General features: G+C 59.2%; 14 protein-coding genes and 1 pseudogene. 3 read left to right on the top strand and 12 right to left on the bottom strand.

Annotated features, from left to right (window positions below):
• The first annotated feature begins 5 nt into the window (after positions 1-5).
• Entirely contained in the window at positions 6-1,793 is a 1,788-nt protein-coding gene (locus tag KVT32_RS25825; RefSeq protein WP_063589227.1) for a thiamine pyrophosphate-binding protein, read from the top strand.
• A gap of 107 nt (positions 1,794-1,900) precedes the next feature.
• Here the strand turns inward: KVT32_RS25825 and KVT32_RS25820 are convergent, their stop codons facing one another.
• From KVT32_RS25820 to pcaH, 11 genes are all read right to left on the bottom strand, one after another.
• On the bottom strand, positions 1,901-2,680 hold the full coding sequence (locus tag KVT32_RS25820) for a sulfite exporter TauE/SafE family protein (protein WP_054505147.1): 780 nt from the start codon (positions 2,678-2,680) through the stop codon (positions 1,901-1,903).
• 182 nt (positions 2,681-2,862) lie between these two features.
• Complete coding sequence (locus KVT32_RS25815; RefSeq protein ID WP_054505148.1) at positions 2,863-3,408, bottom strand: MarR family winged helix-turn-helix transcriptional regulator; 546 nt, start codon at positions 3,406-3,408, stop codon at positions 2,863-2,865.
• Positions 3,409-3,482: 74 nt separating this feature from the next.
• Positions 3,483-4,676, bottom strand: a complete 1,194-nt coding sequence (locus KVT32_RS25810; RefSeq protein ID WP_054505149.1) for a Gfo/Idh/MocA family protein — start codon at positions 4,674-4,676, stop codon at positions 3,483-3,485.
• A gap of 14 nt (positions 4,677-4,690) precedes the next feature.
• Positions 4,691-5,662, bottom strand: coding sequence for a PDR/VanB family oxidoreductase (locus tag KVT32_RS25805; protein WP_054505150.1), 972 nt, complete (start codon positions 5,660-5,662; stop codon positions 4,691-4,693).
• Between the two features lie 42 nt (positions 5,663-5,704).
• Positions 5,705-6,694, bottom strand: a complete 990-nt coding sequence (locus KVT32_RS25800) for an ABC transporter substrate-binding protein (protein ID WP_054505151.1) — start codon at positions 6,692-6,694, stop codon at positions 5,705-5,707.
• Positions 6,695-6,706: 12 nt separating this feature from the next.
• A complete protein-coding gene (locus KVT32_RS25795) occupies positions 6,707-8,023 on the bottom strand; it encodes a Rieske 2Fe-2S domain-containing protein (protein WP_054505152.1) in 1,317 nt (438 codons plus the stop codon).
• 116 nt (positions 8,024-8,139) lie between these two features.
• On the bottom strand, positions 8,140-9,156 hold the full coding sequence (locus tag KVT32_RS25790) for a tripartite tricarboxylate transporter substrate binding protein (RefSeq protein WP_081398533.1): 1,017 nt from the start codon (positions 9,154-9,156) through the stop codon (positions 8,140-8,142).
• A 241-nt stretch (positions 9,157-9,397) separates the two neighbouring features.
• Positions 9,398-9,772 (bottom strand): 4-carboxymuconolactone decarboxylase, encoded by a 375-nt coding sequence (gene pcaC, locus KVT32_RS25785; protein WP_054505153.1) that lies wholly within the window; start codon positions 9,770-9,772, stop codon positions 9,398-9,400.
• Positions 9,759-11,165 carry a 3-carboxy-cis,cis-muconate cycloisomerase gene (locus tag KVT32_RS25780; RefSeq protein WP_054505154.1) on the bottom strand — a complete coding sequence of 469 codons (1,407 nt, stop codon included), beginning with the start codon at positions 11,163-11,165 and terminating at the stop codon, positions 9,759-9,761. The genes pcaC and KVT32_RS25780 overlap by 14 nt, the downstream gene beginning before the upstream one ends.
• Positions 11,166-11,175: 10 nt before the next feature.
• Complete coding sequence (pcaG, locus tag KVT32_RS25775; protein WP_054505155.1) at positions 11,176-11,766, bottom strand: protocatechuate 3,4-dioxygenase subunit alpha; 591 nt, start codon at positions 11,764-11,766, stop codon at positions 11,176-11,178.
• Between the two features lie 2 nt (positions 11,767-11,768).
• Positions 11,769-12,479, bottom strand: a complete 711-nt coding sequence (gene pcaH, locus KVT32_RS25770; protein ID WP_076472461.1) for a protocatechuate 3,4-dioxygenase subunit beta — start codon at positions 12,477-12,479, stop codon at positions 11,769-11,771.
• A 95-nt stretch (positions 12,480-12,574) separates the two neighbouring features.
• On the opposite strand from pcaH, the gene pcaQ reads away from it, so the two are divergent.
• Both pcaQ and KVT32_RS25760 read left to right on the top strand, forming a co-directional pair.
• Positions 12,575-13,516 (top strand): pca operon transcription factor PcaQ, encoded by a 942-nt coding sequence (gene pcaQ, locus KVT32_RS25765; protein WP_054505156.1) that lies wholly within the window; start codon positions 12,575-12,577, stop codon positions 13,514-13,516.
• A gap of 90 nt (positions 13,517-13,606) precedes the next feature.
• A pseudogene (locus tag KVT32_RS25760) lies at positions 13,607-14,837 on the top strand (IS3 family transposase).
• A 1,449-nt stretch (positions 14,838-16,286) separates the two neighbouring features.
• Here the strand turns inward: KVT32_RS25760 and KVT32_RS25755 are convergent.
• A complete protein-coding gene (locus KVT32_RS25755) occupies positions 16,287-19,217 on the bottom strand; it encodes a DEAD/DEAH box helicase (protein WP_217619034.1) in 2,931 nt (976 codons plus the stop codon).
• Positions 19,218-20,109: the final 892 nt, after the last annotated feature.

The raw sequence follows: 20,109 nt of genomic DNA, 5'->3' as shown, positions 1-20,109 counted from the left end.
TCGATATGAGCAAGGACTACCCTCGTCGCGATGTGCCCGTGCCCTCTCCGTCTGAAAGTGGATGCTGGGGAAGCGACGTCATCGCCGACGCGATTCGAGACGTCGGCATCCGCTATCTCTTCGTCAACCCGGGCGCAAGCTTTCGTGGGCTGCACGATAGTCTGGTGAACCACCTGGGCAACCACCAGCCGCAAATGCTACTGGTATTGCATGAGGAGCACGGCGTCGCCATGGCGCACGGCTATGCCAAAGTGACGGGAGATCTGTGCGGCGCCATTGTTCACAGCAACGTCGGCCTGATGCACGCATCAATGGCCATCTTCAATGCCTGGGCGGACCGCACCCCGGTCCTCGTACTGGGAGCGACCGGCCCCGTAGACGCAGCGAAACGCCGTCCCTGGATCGACTGGATACACACTGCGCAGGACCAGGGCGCGTTGGTTCGTCATTTCGTCAAATGGGATGCGCAGCCGGCATCGCCCAAAGCCGCGCAGGAGGCGATCGCCAGGGCGGTGATGATGTCGAACACGGCGCCGCAAGGCCCCACCTACGTCTGCTTCGACGCGGCGCTACAGGAAGCGCCGGTCAATGACCGGCTGCCTCGGCTGGACCGGACCCGCTACCCCCAGCCCGCGGGCGGGCGGCCGCTGGCGCGGGACGTGCGCCAAGTAATGGAATGGGTCCGGGCCGCGCGGCGACCCGTCGTCCTCATGGGGCGAGTCTCTCGAAAAACCGCCGACTGGGAGCAGCGCGTGCGGCTCGTGGAAAGCTGGGGGGCCTTGGTCTTGACCGATCTGAAACTTGGCGCTGCCTTTCCCACCTCGCACGGCGCACATGCCGCCGCCCCTGGGTTCTTTCTCTCTCACCAGGCCGCGGAGACACTTAGGCAAGCCGACCTGATCATCAGCCTGGACTGGCTCGACCTGGCAGGGACACTGGGCCAGGCCTTTGGCGACGCTGCATGCCATGCTCGCGTCGTCCACGTGTCTTTGGATCAGTACGTCCACAACGGCTGGTCCATGGATCACCAGGCCCTGCCCCAGACAGATCTCACCCTCTTGTGCGACCCTGACACCTTCGTGGCGTCGGTAGTCGAAAACCCTGATTTTTCCCAAGCGGAAAAACGGCCCTCCTCCAGCGAGCGCCCATATCCGCGCAGCCAGATTTCAAAGTCGGACACGATTTCCATCGCTCAGCTTGCCGCCGATGTCGAGGCGGCCGCCGCTGAGCTGGACATGAGCCTGATCCGCCTGCCGCTGGGATGGTCCGGCGACCTTTGCGACTTCGACCACCCGCTCGACTATCTTGGCTACGACGGCGGCGGCGGAATCGGGTCAGGGCCAGGCATGGCGGTAGGCGCAGCGCTGGGGCTCAAGGACTCCGGCCGGCTTCCCGTCGCGATCATCGGCGACGGCGACTACCTCATGGGGGTGTCCGCACTCTGGACCGCCGCCAACGCCAGAATTCCATTACTGATAATCGTCGCCAACAATCGATCCTTCTTCAACGACGAATTGCACCAGGAACGCGTCGCGCGGGATCGCAGCCGGCCTATCGAGAACCGGTGGATCGGGCAACGCATCGATGATCCTGCGCCTGATCTGGCAGGGCTGGCCCGCGCGCAAGGCCTTACCGGCTTTGGCCCTGTCTCCGAGCCGGCGGAATTGGTGGGCGTCTTGCGCAACGCCGTGGAAATCGTGCGCGCCGGGGGTAGCGTCGTCGTCGATGTCCACGTGACACCGGGATACAGCCCGGCAATGTCATCGGGCATGACACGGTCGCACGACGATTAGCCGCAGATATCCTGGCAGGCTGCGGCCGGCCTGCCGCAGCCCCCTGCATCGGTAAAGCAGCGCCACAGATAGGGGAGCCCGCGCGAGGACATCGCAGGGCGGATTGCTCAAGCCCCCTTGGAAACCAGCAGCACCGCCACCGAAGCCAGGAAGCCCAGCAATACTCGTCGAAAGGCCTCTTCGCTGAGGAACGCGCGCATTCGCCGGCCCATGATCATTCCCAGCGCCATCGGCGCAAGAGCCAGCGACGACATCGACGTCTCGACCAAACCAAGGCGACCGTAGTAGGCAAGCGCAAGGTAAAGCGGAATCATCCCGAACAGGTAGATGATGCTGATGCTGCCCACGAACTCGTCCCGCGGTAGCTTGAGCGCGAGCAAGTACGTGATGATGAAAGGGCCTGTCATGGACGACAGTCCGCCCATCATGCCCGCCAGGACGCCCACCCCAATTCCAAGCGGAAGCTCCCGTTCAGGCGGTATCGAACCCTGCGGCTTGTACATCATCAGTACCACCGCACAGATGACCGACGCGGCCACAAGCACACTCAAGACCTCGGTGGGAAGCGCGAGCGACAACCGGACGGATACCACCGTGCTCACCAGCAGGCTCAGCGACAGCCATTTGAAACGCATGGCATACCCTACTGGCTTGTCGGCCTGCCACGCCTGCCAAAGATTGGAGATGAGCACGGGAACCACCAGCAGGCTGATCGCTGTGGGCGGCGGCAGCACTAGCGACAATAGCGGCACCGCGACGAGCGGCAGCCCTACCCCCAGGGTTCCCTTGACGACGCCTGCCCCAAAAAAAGCAAGTCCGGCAAATCCCAGAAGCGCAAGCTCTGGGATCCCTGCGAAAGTCCACGGCACCTGGGACAGCAAGTCCATTTTTGTCTCATCCATTGTTTGCGCCAACACCAGGAACGCCAAGCGGCGCTGGGTTGACCATGAACGAGAATATTAGAGATCTAACTTTATTGCAACAGCGATGCACGCCGCAGCACTCGGGCTGGACGAGATCAATCCAGCCCAAACACCTTGCCTGGGCGCGTGGATCGATTAGCGGCGGCTCACTCGGCCGATGATATCCGGCGGGACAGCTCCCGGGTCGAGGGTACCTTGCGCTCGGCGTTCTCGAGGGCGGCTTCGTCTTCCGCCAGGTTGGTAATGATTGCGAGTAGCACTTTGCGCGTGGTCTTTATTTCGACCTCGGTCAGGCCGCGTGTGCCGATCGCGTTGATTTCTTCCGCAAGCGGTACCAGCTTCTTCTTGAGCGCGCGGCCGTTTCGCGTCAGGAAGATATGGATGTTCTTGTTGTTCCCCGGCAGATGTTTACGTTCGACATAACCGAGCGACTCCATCGCCTTCATCGCGGAGAACGTTGTTGGTTCCATTACCCCAGCCTGCTCACTCAGCTCCCGCTGAGTCAGGCCATCCTCCTCCCAGAGGATTCGCAGGAAGGTCCAGTGACCGAACGACACGTTGTAGTCTGACAAGCGGACTTGCAGGCCCCGGACAAGAGCGCGCGTGGCATCCTTAATCAGGTGTGCAAGCCTATCGTCTGGAACAGCCTCGCGCCAGTGGTCAAGGACTGTCCTGGTTTCTTTCGAAGTCATTGGCTATAAGAAGTTTCGTGTACTTAGATGGCTAAAAATGATACCCGAAACGGTCTTAAGCCGGCTGTCACAGATCAAACGTCGCGCATAACCCCGGATAAGACGACATCTCTCGACACTCGGGACGACTCGATCATGGCAAGGCAGATCTCCAGCGTGCGCCGGGCCCATTCCCCTCCGTGCAAGCATGGCTGCCCGGCATGAACGGCGGCATAGAGTTCGTCGATGACCTCGGCTCTTGGAACCAGGGGAGGCTCGATGTCGATGAGGTATTTCTTGTCGTCTTCGTAGACGTAGATACCATCCGGAAGCGGCCGAAGATCCGCTTTATCGCACGACACGACGAAGGGTCCGAAGTGTTGATGGCGCGCCACGCTGGGCGCCTGCCGGTTGGGCGGCGTATAGGCGCTCCCGCCATATGTGCCCGCATTTTTGAGCGCGGACTCCTCCGCGGGGCCTGCAATTGACTTCAACCGCCGCCGGGCCGCGCCATAGTCTTCCGACGACTTGGGCAACCCCATTTCGCCGGTCCACCCCATCCATTCATCGGAGTCGAAATGGCCATACCCGTTGTAATTCAATGCCGCGTATGCACCGCCGTGAAACCACATCAACGCGCTGTAGGCCCCTTCCGTTGGGCGGCTTTCGTCCCAGTTACCCAGGGCGCTGCGCACGCGCTCAGGCTCCTGGCACGCCAACAACCGCACAATGTCGACCTGGTGCGCGGCCTGGCTGAACACTGCCCCGCCTCCCTGTTCCGTCCGTAGTTCCTCCGGCCTGCGCGGCCGACAGATATAGTCCGTGAAGTTCAGGGCATGGATCATGCGGACGGCGCCGAATCTCCCTGATTGCACCAGTTCCCGCGCTCTCAGATAAGGCGTGTCAAAGCTGTGGCAGTGACCGATGAGCAGATGGACGCCGGCCCGCGCGCAGGCGTCGATCATGGCATCACATTCGGCCAGGCTTAGCGCCATCGGCTTTTCCACCAGGACATGCTTTCCATGATCGGCGGCAATCTGTGTATGCCGCGCGTGAAACTGATGCGGGCTGGCGATGTATATGACTTCGACCTTGGGGTCAGCGGCCAGCGCTTCCACCGCCTCGTAGGCAGGCCGGGAGAAATCTCGGCTGAACTGATCCCTGGCCGCCGCGCGCGGGTCGCACCCTGCGACGAGTTCGACCCGGGAATCCGCAAGGAACGTGGGAAGCATCAACGAAAACGCCCGCCCCAGGCCGACCACGCCGATACGCAATTTTCCGTTTTTCATGATTGGGGGTTCGGCTACAGATCGAGGACCAGCTTTTCGCACGTGGCTCGGGAAACGCAAACCATGATCTGGGACTCTTGCTCTTCTGGAAGCAACACCATATCGCGATGGTCTGCCGTTCCTTCGAGCATCCGCGTCCGACAGGACCCGCACGTCCCGCTTTCGCACGAATAGCCGACACGCACGTCCGCAGCCTGCAATACCGACAGTATCGACTTGCCCACGGGCACTTCAAGAGTTTTGTTCGACTTGGCGAGATCCACCAAGAACGGCTTGTCTTCAGGCCGCTTTCCCCCGCCCTCTAAGAAACTCTCAAAATGGATCCGCTTGGGCGACCAATGACCCGACATATCGCGCACGGCTTCCATCAGACCCCTCGGCCCGCAGCAATATACGTGCCCTCGGTTCGGCTTCTCGAGGATTGGCCATAGGTCGAAGCAGGCGTCCGGATTGCCGAGGTCGTGGTGTATCTTGACATTCGAACGGTACCGGTCCGAGCCCAACTCCCCGAGGAACGCCGTTGTCTCCGCAGCTTGGCTCAAGTAGTACAGCTTCCAAGGCGCGGGAGGGAGCTCGCCGAAGGATCGGATCATTGACAAGATGGGCGTGATTCCTATGCCCCCGGCAATGAACGTCAGCGATCCCGGATTGTCGACCAAAGGAAAGGCGTTATCGGGCGGCGCGACCAAAACGGTATCGCCCTCTTTCGCCTCATCGACCATGCTGACCGACCCTCCTCTACCCTGCGCCTCTCGCTTCACGGTAATGACATAGCGCTGGCGTTCGGAGGGATCGTTACACAACGAATATTTCCGCCACTCTCCGTTGGGGACTTGAATTTTGATATGCGAACCCGCCGAAAATTCTGGTAGGCCGGTTCCATCTTCGCGTCCGAGTTCGAATGAACGTATGCCTTTTGCGGCCTGGTGCGTAGCAAGAATTTTCAGCGACATCAATGTCGCATTATCGGTCGTGGGATCTGCCATGATTGCCTCCTTGAGCAGGGAAGCATTGCCTCCCGCCCGCCTTCATATCTTGTAGGACTCGTACGTGCTGGGATGGAACAGTTCCGAGACACCAACCTGACGCTCCGAGAGCCCCTGCGCGTGATGATGCCGAGTAAATGCCTCCAGCGTGGGTAAGCTCTTTTCAACGCCATAGGCCCAATAATCCGCTCCCAATGTGTCTCTTGCCGCCTTCAGTTGCTCCTCCACGAACGGCAAGGTCACCTTGGTGGCCGAGGTGTCGGACAGCTTTTCCAGCGCAGCAAGCTTGGACTGTTCGAAGGCCTTCAAGAGCGTGCTTGGCAGCCAGGGGTGCTGTTCCACCAGCGTTTTTCTCACGCCCACGACGTGCATGATCGGAAAAACTCCGGTTCGCCGGTAGTAGCCTTTTGCGGTCTCGGTCGGGTCGTCGAACAGCCAACCGATATTGGGATTGAATCGGGCATTACCCGACGGGGCGCGCGGCGCCATGAAGCCATCGATATCTCCTCGGTCCAACATGTCTGAGATGGTCGTATCGGCGGGCGCATCGATCATCTTCACGCTGGCCGGCAGCTTCAACTTGATCTTTTCGGGCCGGCCGGGCTGGTCGATACCGCCCCGTACCCAGGTCACGTCCGACGGCTTCACCCCATAGTCTTCTTCCAGGATGGCGCGGGCCCAAACATTCGCGGTCAGCTGATACTCCGGGATCCCGATGCGCTTGCCCTTGAGATCTTCAGGGCGGCGAATTCTGTCCTTACGGACATAGATTGAGGTGTGCCTGAATGCGCGAGACAGGAACACCGGGATGGCGATGTACGGGCATTGCCCGGCCGCATGCTTGACCAGGTAGCTGGAAAACGACAGCTCACTGACATCGAAATCCTGGAAGCGGAATGCACGGAAGAACATTTCTTCCGGGTTCAACAGCGCATACACCGGATTGACGCCATCGATCTGTACGGCCCCGTCATACAAGGCGCGATTGCGATCGTAGTCGCCCATTGCGATAGACAATTGAAGTTTAGACATGCACTGTTGCCCCTAAGCGGTAGTTTCGTAGTTGCTTTCGAGCTGCGGTCCAGAACCGACGCCATACACAGGCTTCGCTTCGAAATCCCGCCAGTCGACGGTCTTAGGAACAATGGCTTGGAATGAACATACGCTGGGTAGAACCTGCTTGTCGCCAGTGCCGATTGCGGCCTGCCCTCGGGAAAATTCCTCGACCGCCTCAAGCATCTGGCGACGGAACTCGACGATAGCCAAGTCACTGGCCCCGAGGCGATCGTTAGAGCGATCGGCGATCGGACCCATCGTTACCCACATTGCGATGTCCTGGTTCGGAAAGCCCTTGATACCCGTAAAGTTACCTGCCTTCATCGCTTGGCGATCCTGCCAGAACCGGTTGTCCACGTTACGCAGCGGGCGGTACTTATCGTCAAGATCCGAGCCGATACTGGTGCCAAGGAATTTGCGCCAGGTTTCGGTGTCTGGTGTCGTGGCGCGGTCCCCCCACGCGATGAAGTAGAAGACCGAATTGGTGTCATCCATCGGCACGTTGACGTTCGCCACGTTGTACAGATTGTTTGGCGGAATCAACACGGTGCCGGGAGCTACGAAAACCGTCGATCGGACATAGTCGGTCTGTGCGGCATTCGTAATGGGGCGTCGGATGGCCGCGTAGCGGAAGCCATAGTCGGTACGATGGACCTGCATGCGCGGGGCCTTGTCCGTCGACGGCCTCAACCAATTCTTTTCGGTTGCCTCCGCCCCCCCCACGCGTGCTGGCACGAAGTCCGAAGAATGCAGACTGGAGCTATGGGCCGAGTCAATAGCGCCTTCCAGGATCTGAGCCCAGTTGCACGGGATCAGGACCTTCGCGATGCTGACTTTCGCGGACTTCTCCGGCGCCCAGGGCGGAGGCACGAACGCTGGGATGCGGGTTTGGTCTCCCATGAACGCCCAGATCAGCCCCGCCCATTCTTGGACCTTGTACGCCTTGTGCTTCACCTTCTCGGCCATGGTGCTGGCTGCCGGCTCCGAGACCATCTCTATGACGGTTCCCTCGACATCCATTTTCCAGCCGTGATAGAGGCAACGCAGCCCACAGTCTTCGTTTCTGCCGTAAACGAGCGACACCCTCCGATGCGGACAGTACTCGTCCATCACGCCGACCCGTCCCTCGGTATCACGAAAAACGACTAGATCTTCGCCCAGGATCCGCGCATGGACGGGATCTCCGTCGGGTTCGCTCACCTCTTCGCTCAGGCAAATAGGTATCCAGAAATTGCGCATCAACTGCCCCATCGGCGCGTCACCTTCAACGCGACAGAGCAGCTCGTTTTCTTTATTCGTCAACATACATCCTCCTCATCCTCAGATCTCTCAGCACACGCATGCGGCGTCTGGCAAATCAATTATATTAGAGATCTAAGTATTTTTTCAATGCTGGATTTCCAACTTGATACGGCGACGGTTCAATTGGCCTTGATCCCGGCATCCTTAATCGCACTTTCGTAGCGCTTGCCTTCAGCCTCGATCGCGTCCCGATACGCTTCAGGCGTACCGCCCACGGATTCAATGCCTAGGGTGTTGAACTGCTTCACCACGGCAGGGTCCTTGACTGCTTTCGCGATTTCCTCGCTCATGCGCTTGACGGCGTACGGGGGAATTCCGGACGCGCCCAAAGCGCCCACGGTGACGGCAAAGTCGAAACCGGGAACGATCTCCGCGATAGCGGGAATGTTCGGGGCAAGTGCGGAACGCTGGCCGCTATTGGTCGCCAGGATCTTGGCCTGTCCCTTTTCCGCGAAGCCGGATAGGGACGGCAGCGCCGCGAACACGACGTCGACCTGGCCCCCGATCATTGCGGGAACGGACTGCCCCGAGCCGCGGAAGGGCACATGGGTGATCTTGGAGTGGAGCGCGACGTTCAACGCTTCCATCGTGAGGTGGTGCGAGCTTCCCACGCCGGAAGAGCCATAGTTCATCTTCGCGCCATCACGCTTCGCGCGCTCGACGAACTCCTGGAGCGTATTGATGTTGCTCTGGCTGTTAGCCGCGAGAAACAACGGAGAAGTGGCGATCAGCGAGACGGGAACGAAATCCCGCTTGGGGTCATATGAAAGATCTTTGTAGAGTGCCGGATTGATGGACATCATCGATCCATCGGTCACGAGATACGTATACCCATCGCGCGGACTGCTCGTGAGCGTCTGCGCGGCTATCACACCATTTGCGCCCGGCTTGTTTTCAACCACGACAGGCTGCCCGAGGTTCTGGCTTACGCGTTGAGCGACAACGCGCGCAACCGTGTCGGGAAGTCCGCCTGCGGCGTAGGGAACGATGAAGCGGATCGAATGAGAGGGAAACTTCGCTGCATCTTCTGCAAGGGCATTCGCCGACCATGTCAGCGCGGACAAGACAGCGGCGATCGCAAACCTTCGCCGCGCAAAGTGACAGGACGGAATGCGCTTCGAGAAACTATTGAACATGATTGTCTCCGTTGGATCCGCGCCTTCTCGTGAGGGTGAATGTCGACGTTTCTTGCGGTCTGACACCAACCGGGCGCATTTCAAAATAATATTAGAGACCTAAGCATTGTTCAATCAGCTAATGCTTTTTTTCCGTTCGCGTTTTCCCTGAGAACAAGATGCCGCGCCGCTTTCGGGCGAACAAGCGCCAGCATCCCCGCGATCCATTGCAGGGATACAAGGCGCGCCTCTCACGCCGGGGCTACTCGGATGCGAACAGGCTGTCGAAGAGATGAAAGGCCGAGTTTGCTGCAGGTACTCCGCAGTAGATGGCCGTCTGAAGTAGCACCTCTTTTATCTCTTCGGGAGATACGCCATTGTTCTTCGCTGCTTTGAGGTGCAGCGCAAGTTCCTCCTGGCGGTTCAGGGCAACCATCAGGCCTATGGTGATGAGACTGCGCGTATGCCTGGGCAAGCCGTCGCGCGTCCAGATCTCTCCCCATGCGTAGCGCGTGATGAGGTCCTGGAACTCTGTGCTCAATGCGGTGCGGTTGCTTAAGGAACGCTGCACGTGCGCTTCTCCGAGCACCTTGGACCGGACTTCCAATCCTGCCTCATAGCGGTCATGCTCGTTCATTGTCTTCCTCCGTTTCATTCGCCGCGTCGCCGCGCGCAACCGGACCGCTCGGTCGCCTGTGGTACTTGGCAAGAACAGCATCCACATAGACGGTCGACTGGCCGCAATAGTTGAGCGGGCTCAACAGCTCGGCGAGCCTCGCAGGGGACAGATAGTCCGTTACCGCGGCGTCCCGCGAGAGAACCTCCAGCAAGGGAAGATTTGACGCGACCGCCAGGCGCGATGCCCTCTCGACCACCTCGTGCGCAGGAAGGCGCCCGATGTGCATACCTAGTGCCAGCATGACGGCTTCCGCCTGGATCAGGCCCCGCGTAATGTTCAGGTTTTGCAGCATCCGGTCTGTGTGCACCTCCAACCCCGACATGATGTCGGCAGTCGTCGCCACGGCACCGCCAGTGACCACTGCGAGCTCCGGCAAGACGTCCCACTCTGCTTGCCAACCGCCAAGCGCCCTTTCGTGCTCCTGGACCATGCCGCTGAATAGAGTCGCCACCAAGTGTGGCGCCTTCACTCCAGCGCTGAGCACGACGGCGCAACCGACCGGATTGCGTTTGTGCGGCATGGTCGAGGAGCCTCCCTTGCCCTTTGCACTGGCTTCCGCGATTTCGCCGACTTCGGTCTGGGCCAGCAAGCTCATGTCGCGCGCCATCTTCGCGCATGCTCCCGTCAACATGCCCATCCATGCCGCCACGGATACGAGTCTGTCTCGTTGCGTATGCCAAGGGATGTCGGGCAGGTTCAGTCCAAGGTGACGCGCGAGGGACCGGGAGACAGCCGATGCCTGGTCACCCAGGCTGGCCAAAGTGCCAGCGGCTCCCCCAAACTGCAGCACCGCCACGTTCTCTTGATGCCTCGTGAGGTCATCCTGCAGACGGGCCACGGCATCGAGATACTGCGCGAATTTCAGTCCGAAGGTCATCGGCAGGGCCTGCTGCAACCACGTCCTGCCGACCGTCGGCGTGGTACGGTGCTCGCTCGCCCGCGCGGCCAGGCTGGACGCAAGGCGGTTGATCTGCCGCTCAAGGATCACCAGAGAGGAACGCAGTTGCAGTACCAGGCCGGTGTCGATGACGTCCTGGCTCGTCGCGCCCCAGTGCACAAATCCCGCCGCCCGGATGTCCGCGCGCTTCACTTTTGCCGTGAGCTCCCGAACAAGCGGAATGGCCAGGTTTCCGCCGGCCGATGCCTCGTTCTTGAGGGCATCGATATCGAACAGATCGGCACGGCATGCGGCAACGATGGGCGCCACCGCGTCTTGAGGAATGACGCCATGCTCTGCACAGCTACGGGCCAACGCCGCTTCGACATCGAGCATGGCCTGAAGGGTCCCGGCTTCAGACCAGACATGGTTCATGGCGGGATGACCGCGCAGCAGATCTGTCAGCGTACCCATCGGCGCTCCTTCAGCAGTCAAAGAAGACCGTTTCGTCCGGACCTTGCAGGTGGATGTCGAAGCGATACTGCTTCACCCCCGAGCCGGCGACCTGCTTGGCGATGAGCGTTCGGCGGCGGGCTGCGGGAACAACGTTCAGGACAGGGTCGCTCTCATTGGCCGCCGGCTCATCCTCGAAATAGAGCCGGGTGAAGGCGTGCATCAACATGCCGCGCATGTGAAGGATCACATCAATGTGGGGAGCCGAACCAGTGGCAACTGGTCCTGGCTTGATCGTACGAATCACGAACCTATTGCCCTCCTCCGTGCCTGTTCCGACACGGCAGAAGCCTTTGAATCCGCGAGCGATCGCGTCATCGTGGCTGGCAACGTATTGCCCCGAGGCGTCGGCCTGCAGGGACTCGACGATGGCGTCGCCCACCGCGGCTCCGCTGCCGTCGTAGACCGTGCCCGTGATGATGATGTGCTCGCCCGCCACGCCGGGTTCGGCCGCATTGGCGGTGAACAGGCTTTTCAAATCAAAGTTGTATTGCTCCGGACAGAGGCCATATGCGAAGAACGGGCCGACCGTTTGGGAGGGAGTCTGCTTTAGTTGGCTCATGGTTATTCCGTGGGGGTCTGGCGCGCGCCGCGCAGCACGATATCGAATTCGTAGCCGAGAGCCACACCTTCCTGGGTCGCGGCAAGAGAGAACCGCGCCACGAGGCGGTCGCGGGCCTGTTCGGGCACGCCCTGGAAGATGGGGTCCAACGCGAGCAACGGGTCGCCCGGAAAGTACATCTGCGTCACAAGCCGCGCCCCGAAGTACTGGCCAAAGAGCGAAAAATGAATGTGATTCGGACGCCACGCATTGCTATGGTTGCCCCACGGGTACGCACCCGGTTTGATTGTGACGAAGCGATAGCGCCCCTGATCATCCGTAATACAGCGCCCCGCCCCAAGAAAATTGGGGTCGAGCGGCGCGTCATGCTGATCGCCCTTGTGAACATACCGGCCCGCCGCATTGGCCTGCCAGATTTCCACCAGCGTATGGCGAACGGGCCTGCCTGACTCATCCAGCACCCGGCCCGTCACGATGATGCGCTCGCCGAGGGGGGCTCCGTTCTTGACCGCGTTTAGGGTCAGGTCGTTATCCAAACTCCCCAGCTGCTCGCTGCCGTACACGGGCGCAAGCCGATTACCCAGCGCGCCCTTCAGAGGCACCAAGGGCAGCGACGGACTGCGCAATACAGAGGACTTGTACGGCGGATGACTGTAGGGCGGATTTGCCTGCCAATCGCGAGGCGTAAGGAGGATAGCGTCTTCGTGGCTCAAAGTAGACCCCGGTCGTAGGTGGAATAGGACGACTTTAACCACGCCAGAAAGTTATATATAGTGATCTTTTATATCTACAAGATGCCGAAAAAGTTATGGATATCGACATACACGGGAATCGCATCAAACTACGGCATCTTCAATGCTTTATCGCGGTCGCCCAACTTCGCAGCCTGCAAAAAGCGAGTGAAGCGCTTGCCATCACTCAGCCTGCGGTTTCCAAAACCCTGGCGGAGTTGGAGTCGGCGACCGGCGCTCGCCTGTTCGAGCGCGGACGTAAAGGAGCGGAACTCACCGATCACGGCCGGATGTTCGCGCCTTATGCCAACGCAGCCCTGTCGGCTCTACAGGAAGGTGTGCAAAAACTCCGGGGCGGAAATCAAGCACCTCCTTCCGTCGTGCGGGTCGGCATTCTTCCCACCCTTGCCCAGGTGTTGTTCCCAGCGGCATTGGCGGAATTCCGGCGGGAATTTGCGACCGTGAGCATTGACGTCCACACGGGACCCAACTTGGAACTGCTGCGCAGCCTCAAAGCGGCTGAGGTCGATTTCGTCGTTGGCCGGTTGGGCGAGCCATCATCCATGACGGGAATGAGCTTCGAGCACCTCTTTCGCGAACCGCTCACGATCGTCGTCCGCGCGGAACATCCCATCCTCCGGGGCGCCATCACAGCAAGCACGCTTGGTTCCTATGACCTCCTTTTGCCGACCGCGGGCACCCTCATCCGCCAGTCGGCGGATAGCGTCTTAGCCGCATTCGGCGTGCCCGAGAGCGCGGCAAGAATCTGCAGCCTGTCGGTCTCGCTGAATCTTCAACTCACGCTGCAGAATGAAGCAATCTGGTTCGTTCCTGCCAGCCTGGTCGACAGCTATGTCGCCAGCGGTGAACTGGTGCGGGTTCCCATGCCGGTTGGCGGAACCGATGAGCCAATAGGCCTATTGCGGCGCACCGACGTGACGCTCTCATCCCACGGAGCCACGCTATTCGAGGCATTCAAGGCCGCAGGCCTGAACCAAAACCGCCAACGCAGCGCCTGAACGCGGCCCGCCAAAACGATTTGAAAGCAGGCTGTTTGGAGTTGACCCGGTATCGTGGACACATCATTCTTTGTGTTCAAGGAGCCGCAAATGTCCAAGGTCAAACCGCCGTACCCGGCGGAGTTCAGACAGCAGATGGTCGAGCTGGTGCGTGCCGGGCGCACGCCAGCCGAACTCGCCCGCGAGTTCAACGTCACCGCGCAGTCCATCACCAACTGGGTCGGCCAGGCCGCCATCGACAGTGGCAAGCCGTTGCCCGGTAAGGAAGGCTTGAGCACGGCTGAGCGCGAGGAGCTCAGCCGGCTGCGCCGCCAGGTTCGCCAATTGCAGCAAGAGCGCGACATCCTGGCAAAGGCTACGGCCTGGTTTGCCGGTCGCAGCGATGCGACTTCAACGAAGTCTTCGGACTCGTGATGGCGAACCAGGCCGACTTCCCCGTGTGCACCATGTGCCGTGTTCTGGGCGTCTCTGCCAGCGGCTTCTACGCCTGGCGCGAACGCGCTCCTTCGCTCCTTCCCAACGCAGCATCACCAACGCGGTGATGACCGAGCGCATCCGCCAGATTCACAAGGACTCCTACGAGTCCTATGGCATGCCACGTGTGCGGGCCGAGCTCGTCGAGCAAGGCGTGTGCATCAGCCGCCAGCGCGTCGCACGCCTCATGCGCACAGCGGGCATCCGGGGCATCAGCCGCCGCCGGGGCTTCACGGTGACCACGCGGCGCGACAAACGCGACTCGCCGGCCCACAACCTGGTCAAGCGCCAGTTCCGGGCCAGTGGCCCCAATCAGCTCTGGGTGGCCGACATGACCTACGTGCCCACCTGGACAGGGTTCCTGTACCTGGCGGTGGTCATCGACGTGTGGAGCCGGCGTGTGGTAGGTTGGTCCATGGGCGAGCGCATGACGGCCGAGCTGGTGCTCTCGGCGCTCAACATGGCGCTGACCCAGCGCAAGCCGCAAGGCGTCATCCATCACAGCGACCAGGGCAGCCAGTACACCAGCCTGACCTTCGGCGAGCGCTGTCGTCAAATGGGCGTTCGCCCTTCAATGGGAACCGTGGGCGATGCCTATGACAACGCGATGGCCGAGAGCTTCTTCGCCAGCCTGGAGGCAGAACTCATCGAGCGCAACAGCTTCGAGTCCAAGGCGCAGGCCCGCATGGCCGTCTTCACCTGGATTGAAGGTTGGTACAACCCCAGGCGCCGCCACAGCGGCCTGGGCTACCTCTCACCCCTGAACTTTGAAAGGAGCCAGCAGACCCGATTCAATGCTCCCGAGCATGACCCACAGTATGCTGACGGGGCACCTCAAATGGTTTGAGAATCAAACCGGAAACCGTCCACCGGACCGGCTCAACTCCAACTCCAACTCCATCATGCAGAATCATCGTGAGCAAGCTAGCACGACTTCGCTGCAAGTGCGCGGGTTGCGTCATAGACCGTATACCGTGAACAGTGTTAAAGGCGGGGTGCAGATGGTTCTTACTCCGCCGACTGACGGATCTTCACCGGATCGGCAAGTCACGCAATCTCTCTGTGCCATTACCTCGGTGAAGCCGTAAGAGATTCCGGCTCTCGAGCAACCCATAGCGGGCTGGGGCACCCTGCTGAGCTGTCGACATTCAGCATGCGAGGGGACGGCATCACCGTCAAATCAATAGCCGTGGCTTCACGCCGGCCGAGACCCACAGGGGTAGGGGGCTCCCCCCCCCTGCAATCGCACCGGGAAATCAGACCTTCAGAAGGAAAACCTGGCCGGAAGCCGCGCCAGTGCTTGTATATCGAAAATTCTCGATTCCCAAACTGGATGACGTAAATCCCAAGTTGGATGAATTTCGACAGCAAGACGGCGCGGCGCCGGGTCGAGTGCGTCCGGGCCGTCAGGTGCTGCCGCAACGTCGATTCCGCTTCCCATCATCACCCCCCCACGCCACAAAGAATGGCGGGCCTCATAGGCATTTGCCGACCAAAAGCCGCCGCTGGGCAAGAGGAGATCGATTCGCCTCGTTACCGTACCTACATGAAGGAATGTACGGTACGCAACTTTCCCAGGTACGACCGTACCTCGTTCGGAGCCGAGACCACAGACATCAGCTGAAAGTTCGGGCTGGTGAATTCCGCCTAGCAAGAGATAAGGTAGTCCCTGCCAAAGCCGAGATTGCTCCTCCCCTCTACTGCGCGCTAACCTCGTCGCGCCCCTATATCTCATGCGAGCGCCCCCGCGAAGAGTCCTGCCAACCATAAAGCCGATTTTGCGGAGAATGACGAACGATTTTTTCGGCTCGTTCCTCCAACAGCGGACGAACTCACAGCAATACTGAAAGGACACCTCCTGGTCGAAGAGCAACTGCGATCCATTACCCGTTCGTCAGTCGCCAACCCTCGCTACTTTGACGAAGCGAAGCTCACATTCTCTAATGCCTTGTGCTTGGCAAGAGCAGTCGCCGGACACTTTAATGAGGGCGCATGCTGGGTTGCTGCGGAGCAACTCAATACGGTACGGAATAAGATCGCCCACAGAGCCGAACCTGGACCAGCCGCCGCACTCCTCGACAGGTTTTATTCAGTGTGCGAAGCGGAGAGCCGCTGGTCCGCCTGGTCTTCGGCACCGCGAAGCACGGCAAAGCTTTCCCAGTACATTTGTTGCATCTGGGCCACCTTCGACGCGTTGCGAGCAGTTGTCCAAGTTTGCTCAGAAACCACTTCAGTGTTGCGCCCACGCCCTTAAGTCTCTCGTGACAAAGGCGGCCCCACCTGATGGAAGTCTCGGCTATGCGTTCACCAACCACTTCCCAACGGCCGCGCCCCCTCTTTTCACGTAGTCAATACTGAAGGCCATAAGATCAGCGAGGTGGGCATCAATCTGTCCTTTCGAAATCCCCGGCTGCACGCCATAGATGGCGAAACTGACTTTTTCCGCGCCCCGGTTCAGCAAGATCTCTTGCAACATTGCAAGATTGCCGATCTTGAAGACTGACGGACGCCTATGCCGCCTTTCATTTATCCGATGCTCCACATGCTCGACCAACACACGGGATTCGCAATAAACAACTGACTTTAGTAGCTGGCAGGTGACTTCGTAGACGTCGTCAACACGGGCACCATTCGGTTCGCCCCCAGCTCCCTTGCAGTGATACAGACTGACGAGGACTCTGTCGTCTTCTTCTCGTGTGACCGCGATGTAGTCGGCGGCCTCCCCAGTCCTGTGGTCATAAACGAGGACCTCGAGATTTTCCTTCGCCCTGATCCACAATTCCAAATGTCTGTGGACGGTCATTCGTTCGGGATTATCGGCGTCAAACTCTCTACCGATCTCACAGCCATCCCACCCAGGGTTCTCGACGTCCTCATCAAGAAGCCGATTGCTGGCCAGCTTCGGAGGCGGGTAGCAGTTCATCCCTTCGAACGATGACTTGTCGGCTGCGTAAAAGATTGGAGGGTGCATAGAAAGCCACTGGTCAAAATCCAACCAGTCATCGTGCGTGCTAGATATTTCGACTTCCCAACCAGCGCCGTGCTGTCGAAACAATGCGCCCCCGGCTAAAGACATGCGGTAGGGCACCGCATCTGAGTCCGAGACGATTTCGAAATCCAGGCCATCAGGTCCTGAAGCGAATGACGAGAGCTCTAGATCAGTGATTTGGCGATAGAGCCACTGCTGCTGTCCAACACGTCGATATCTCAACCGGTGCGCCTGCTTGTAGGCATTGCGCGACCAGCTTCCACCAATGACAACATCTGGGATTCGCCGCAACGTCTGCGAATGCTGGACGAGATCTAGCTGAGACTCTGCCAGCGTTTCGTCGCCATTCAAGCGATTGTTCAGCTTCGATATCCAGTCAAGGTATTGCGATACGGAGAGACGTTGATTGCTCCATATACGCGAGTTACTGCTTGCTCCGATGGTTTCACGCTCGCCATCTTCCAATCCACTACCAAAGTAATGTCCTTGTACGTAGGCGCGCCCATCGCCCGGCGTGACCGCTCGCTCAGCACGAGGTCCAGTTAGCATGCGATAGGATTCTGCTTGCGAATTTATGGCCGTATTACGCAAGCCAACAGCGTAGAAGCGCATATCCGTAAGGCCGGCGCGCGCACGGATGGTCTCCTCGAAGCTCAAAGGTCTATGGTGATCCTTGGCCACGACCTGCATTAGTGCGATATATAAGCGATCTGTTCTACGAGTGGAGCCGATGAAGCACAATCGTGTAGCAGCGTTGTAGGCCAGCAGGAAAACGTCGTGTCGTACATTTACAAGCACGTCAGCAGTCGCCCAGTTCGGCGGCTCATTGTCGACGGTCAAAAGCAGTGTGATCAATCCATCATCCGAGATCCACTGCTTAGCCAAGTGAAGCCTTCGCCCTATCAATGCCTCAAACAAAGTGAAGTCCGGGGCCACGTCGCACTGAAAGATTCGAGCATGGGCATATAGCTCAAATGACATTGGCGACACGGCGTCGTAGTCCGAGACTGTCTGCCTCTTCGGCTTCAAGATCTCCAAGATTGATTCATCGGCAGCCCCTTCGGCGAGCTGACGCCTCGCCTCTTCGTCGATAAGGGAAGCGATGTCCACTCCCTCTTGAAAGAGCCTTGCGGTGGCATCTTGCAGACGACTCACAGTCGACACTAAAGTAGCGTTGCCCGTCCGTTCATCGTTTGTTCGCGCGAACCGCCCTATGAACTGTATCGTTGGAACTAGGGAGCGGTGCGGCGCATGGAGTGCTGCGATCTTCAGCTTTGGAAAGTCATAGCCCTCCCCGAACATGTCAACGCAGACTATTCCTTCCAGCTCCCCCCGGAGCAAGGAGACCTCCAGTTGCTCCTGCCTCCGTTTGGAAATTCCGCTGTCGATCGCTTCTACCCTCACCCCAAGCCCGGCGTAAATCCCCGTTAGCTTCCTAGCAGCGGATATCGAGGATGCTCGCGCGAACAGTCGATGGTCGAATCCTTGCGCCTGATCTTCCCGCAGCTGTGCAATCGCCACCCTTGCGATGGCGAGGTCCACCTCGTCCTCATCGTGATCGTTATGCACAGGCGCTGGACGAAAGGAGACGCTCCCAAACGCTTGTTCGCGAGACGCCTTGGAAACTGGATAGCTATATGCCAGACGGCCCGGAATTGGCTTTTTATCGCGCCTGAATGGAGTAGCCGTCAAGAAGACAAACTTGGCGCGGGAGTAGTGACCGAGATACGCACTCCAAGTGTCTGCTGGAGCATGGTGCGCCTCGTCAAAGATAATCAAATCGAATAGGTCTGCGGGGCTTACGGGCTCCAGGACCGGCGATGTGCTCGCTGGCGTGGACACGACCACATCGAAAGTTCGAAGGGCAAGCCATTCATCGGCGCTTAATGGCCTGCCCTTCTGTGGATGTACATGAGGATTTTCTGCCTCCGCCGGTAAGACCTTGAGCTTGCGTAGCGTCGACAGTTCGCCGAAGTGAGCCGAGGTCTGTCGTCTCAGCACATCCGTGGGTTCCACCACCAGCACACGGTTTGAGCCCAACAAAAAAGGAAGCGCCATGATCACGGCAGTCTTCCCATATCCAGTCGGCAAAGACACTATGGCCGGCTCGTCGTAGACCGAAAAGTGGGCCGCCACAGAATGAAGAGCGCCCAACTGGCCTGGCCTAAAACCCGAGTTCGGACTGCTAATGGGTTTCAAAGCCAGCATGTGGCTATGTTCAATGAAGAAATCGGCCACGTCCCCCTCCCGGAATGAACTAGATGACCAATTGTTACTTCAAAGAACATAACAAGCCAGCCTAATCTTTGAGACCTACTCCGAATTATTGCCGCTTCAGGTCTGATGGTCTTCTTTGTTGCGCCCTTCGGAACGAGCGATGTTATTCGCGACCCAAAGGCCGAATGCGATAACAGCTACAAGTACTCCGAGCATCACCGTAGTACCCAAGTCCATACACTTTTCTCCACAAACACAGCCCTATCGGTACGCCTGATGATAGCAATCACCGCCGGATATGAACTGCGAATCCGCAGCACAACGCAACATCGTTCGTAACAGGAAACCCGTTGGGATCCTGCTGGGTTCCTACTCGGTTAACCGCCGGTTCCCACAACAAAACCTAGAGCGGCACTCGACCAGTTGGGTTCTAAAACACCGCGTACAGGAGCGCGCTGTGCCCCAGCACAGTTGTTCAGATCTTGAGGTCCATGAGCGCCGCTGACACAGGATCCATGGCCATCCTCATAGGAGAAATACCCACGAAGCGAGGGAACCTGGGGGCCTGTAGCGGAAACCCTGCAGGTTATGGCCAGGTTTTACTTTCGAACCCAGTGCAAACCGGATGCAAAGCTACCAATCCCAATCCCATTCCCAATCCCAAATCTTTTACTGGCTACGCCAGTGTCAACAGCGTCTGCGCCGCTGTCTGACCTGATAAGCCACAATAGGCCGGACCAATTCCAGATGGGACGCCCTCGCAGATGCAGTGATGGTCCTTAGACGCGTCCACAGCCCGCATGAGCGGTCGAAACACCCCGGGTGACGGGTAGGCATGTTGGTTTGCACTGAAAACTGACCCGGCGTTTGCATCGAAAACTGACCCAGCCCTAATTTGATTGGGTCAGGGTTG

Origin of the sequence: Achromobacter sp. GbtcB20 (assembly GCF_019091095.1) — a bacterium.
GTDB classification, from domain to species: Bacteria; Pseudomonadota; Gammaproteobacteria; order Burkholderiales; family Burkholderiaceae_B; genus Achromobacter; species Achromobacter mucicolens.
Note: the sequence above shows the minus strand (reverse complement) of the source record. Positions and strands in the feature narration are given on the sequence as shown.

Excerpts from the sequence above, each read along its gene's own strand:
- KVT32_RS25825 (WP_063589227.1), top strand. The coding sequence starts at position 6 with ATGAGCAAGGACTACCCTCGTCGCGATGTGCCCGTGCCCTCTCCGTCT.
- KVT32_RS25820 (WP_054505147.1), bottom strand. The coding sequence starts at position 2,680 with ATGGACTTGCTGTCCCAGGTGCCGTGGACTTTCGCAGGGATCCCAGAG.
- KVT32_RS25815 (WP_054505148.1), bottom strand. The coding sequence starts at position 3,408 with ATGACTTCGAAAGAAACCAGGACAGTCCTTGACCACTGGCGCGAGGCT.
- KVT32_RS25810 (WP_054505149.1), bottom strand. The coding sequence starts at position 4,676 with ATGAAAAACGGAAAATTGCGTATCGGCGTGGTCGGCCTGGGGCGGGCG.
- KVT32_RS25805 (WP_054505150.1), bottom strand. The coding sequence starts at position 5,662 with ATGGCAGATCCCACGACCGATAATGCGACATTGATGTCGCTGAAAATT.
- KVT32_RS25800 (WP_054505151.1), bottom strand. The coding sequence starts at position 6,694 with ATGTCTAAACTTCAATTGTCTATCGCAATGGGCGACTACGATCGCAAT.
- KVT32_RS25795 (WP_054505152.1), bottom strand. The coding sequence starts at position 8,023 with ATGTTGACGAATAAAGAAAACGAGCTGCTCTGTCGCGTTGAAGGTGAC.
- KVT32_RS25790 (WP_081398533.1), bottom strand. The coding sequence starts at position 9,156 with ATGTTCAATAGTTTCTCGAAGCGCATTCCGTCCTGTCACTTTGCGCGG.
- pcaC (WP_054505153.1), bottom strand. The coding sequence starts at position 9,772 with ATGAACGAGCATGACCGCTATGAGGCAGGATTGGAAGTCCGGTCCAAG.
- KVT32_RS25780 (WP_054505154.1), bottom strand. The coding sequence starts at position 11,165 with ATGGGTACGCTGACAGATCTGCTGCGCGGTCATCCCGCCATGAACCAT.
- pcaG (WP_054505155.1), bottom strand. The coding sequence starts at position 11,766 with ATGAGCCAACTAAAGCAGACTCCCTCCCAAACGGTCGGCCCGTTCTTC.
- pcaQ (WP_054505156.1), top strand. The coding sequence starts at position 12,575 with ATGGATATCGACATACACGGGAATCGCATCAAACTACGGCATCTTCAA.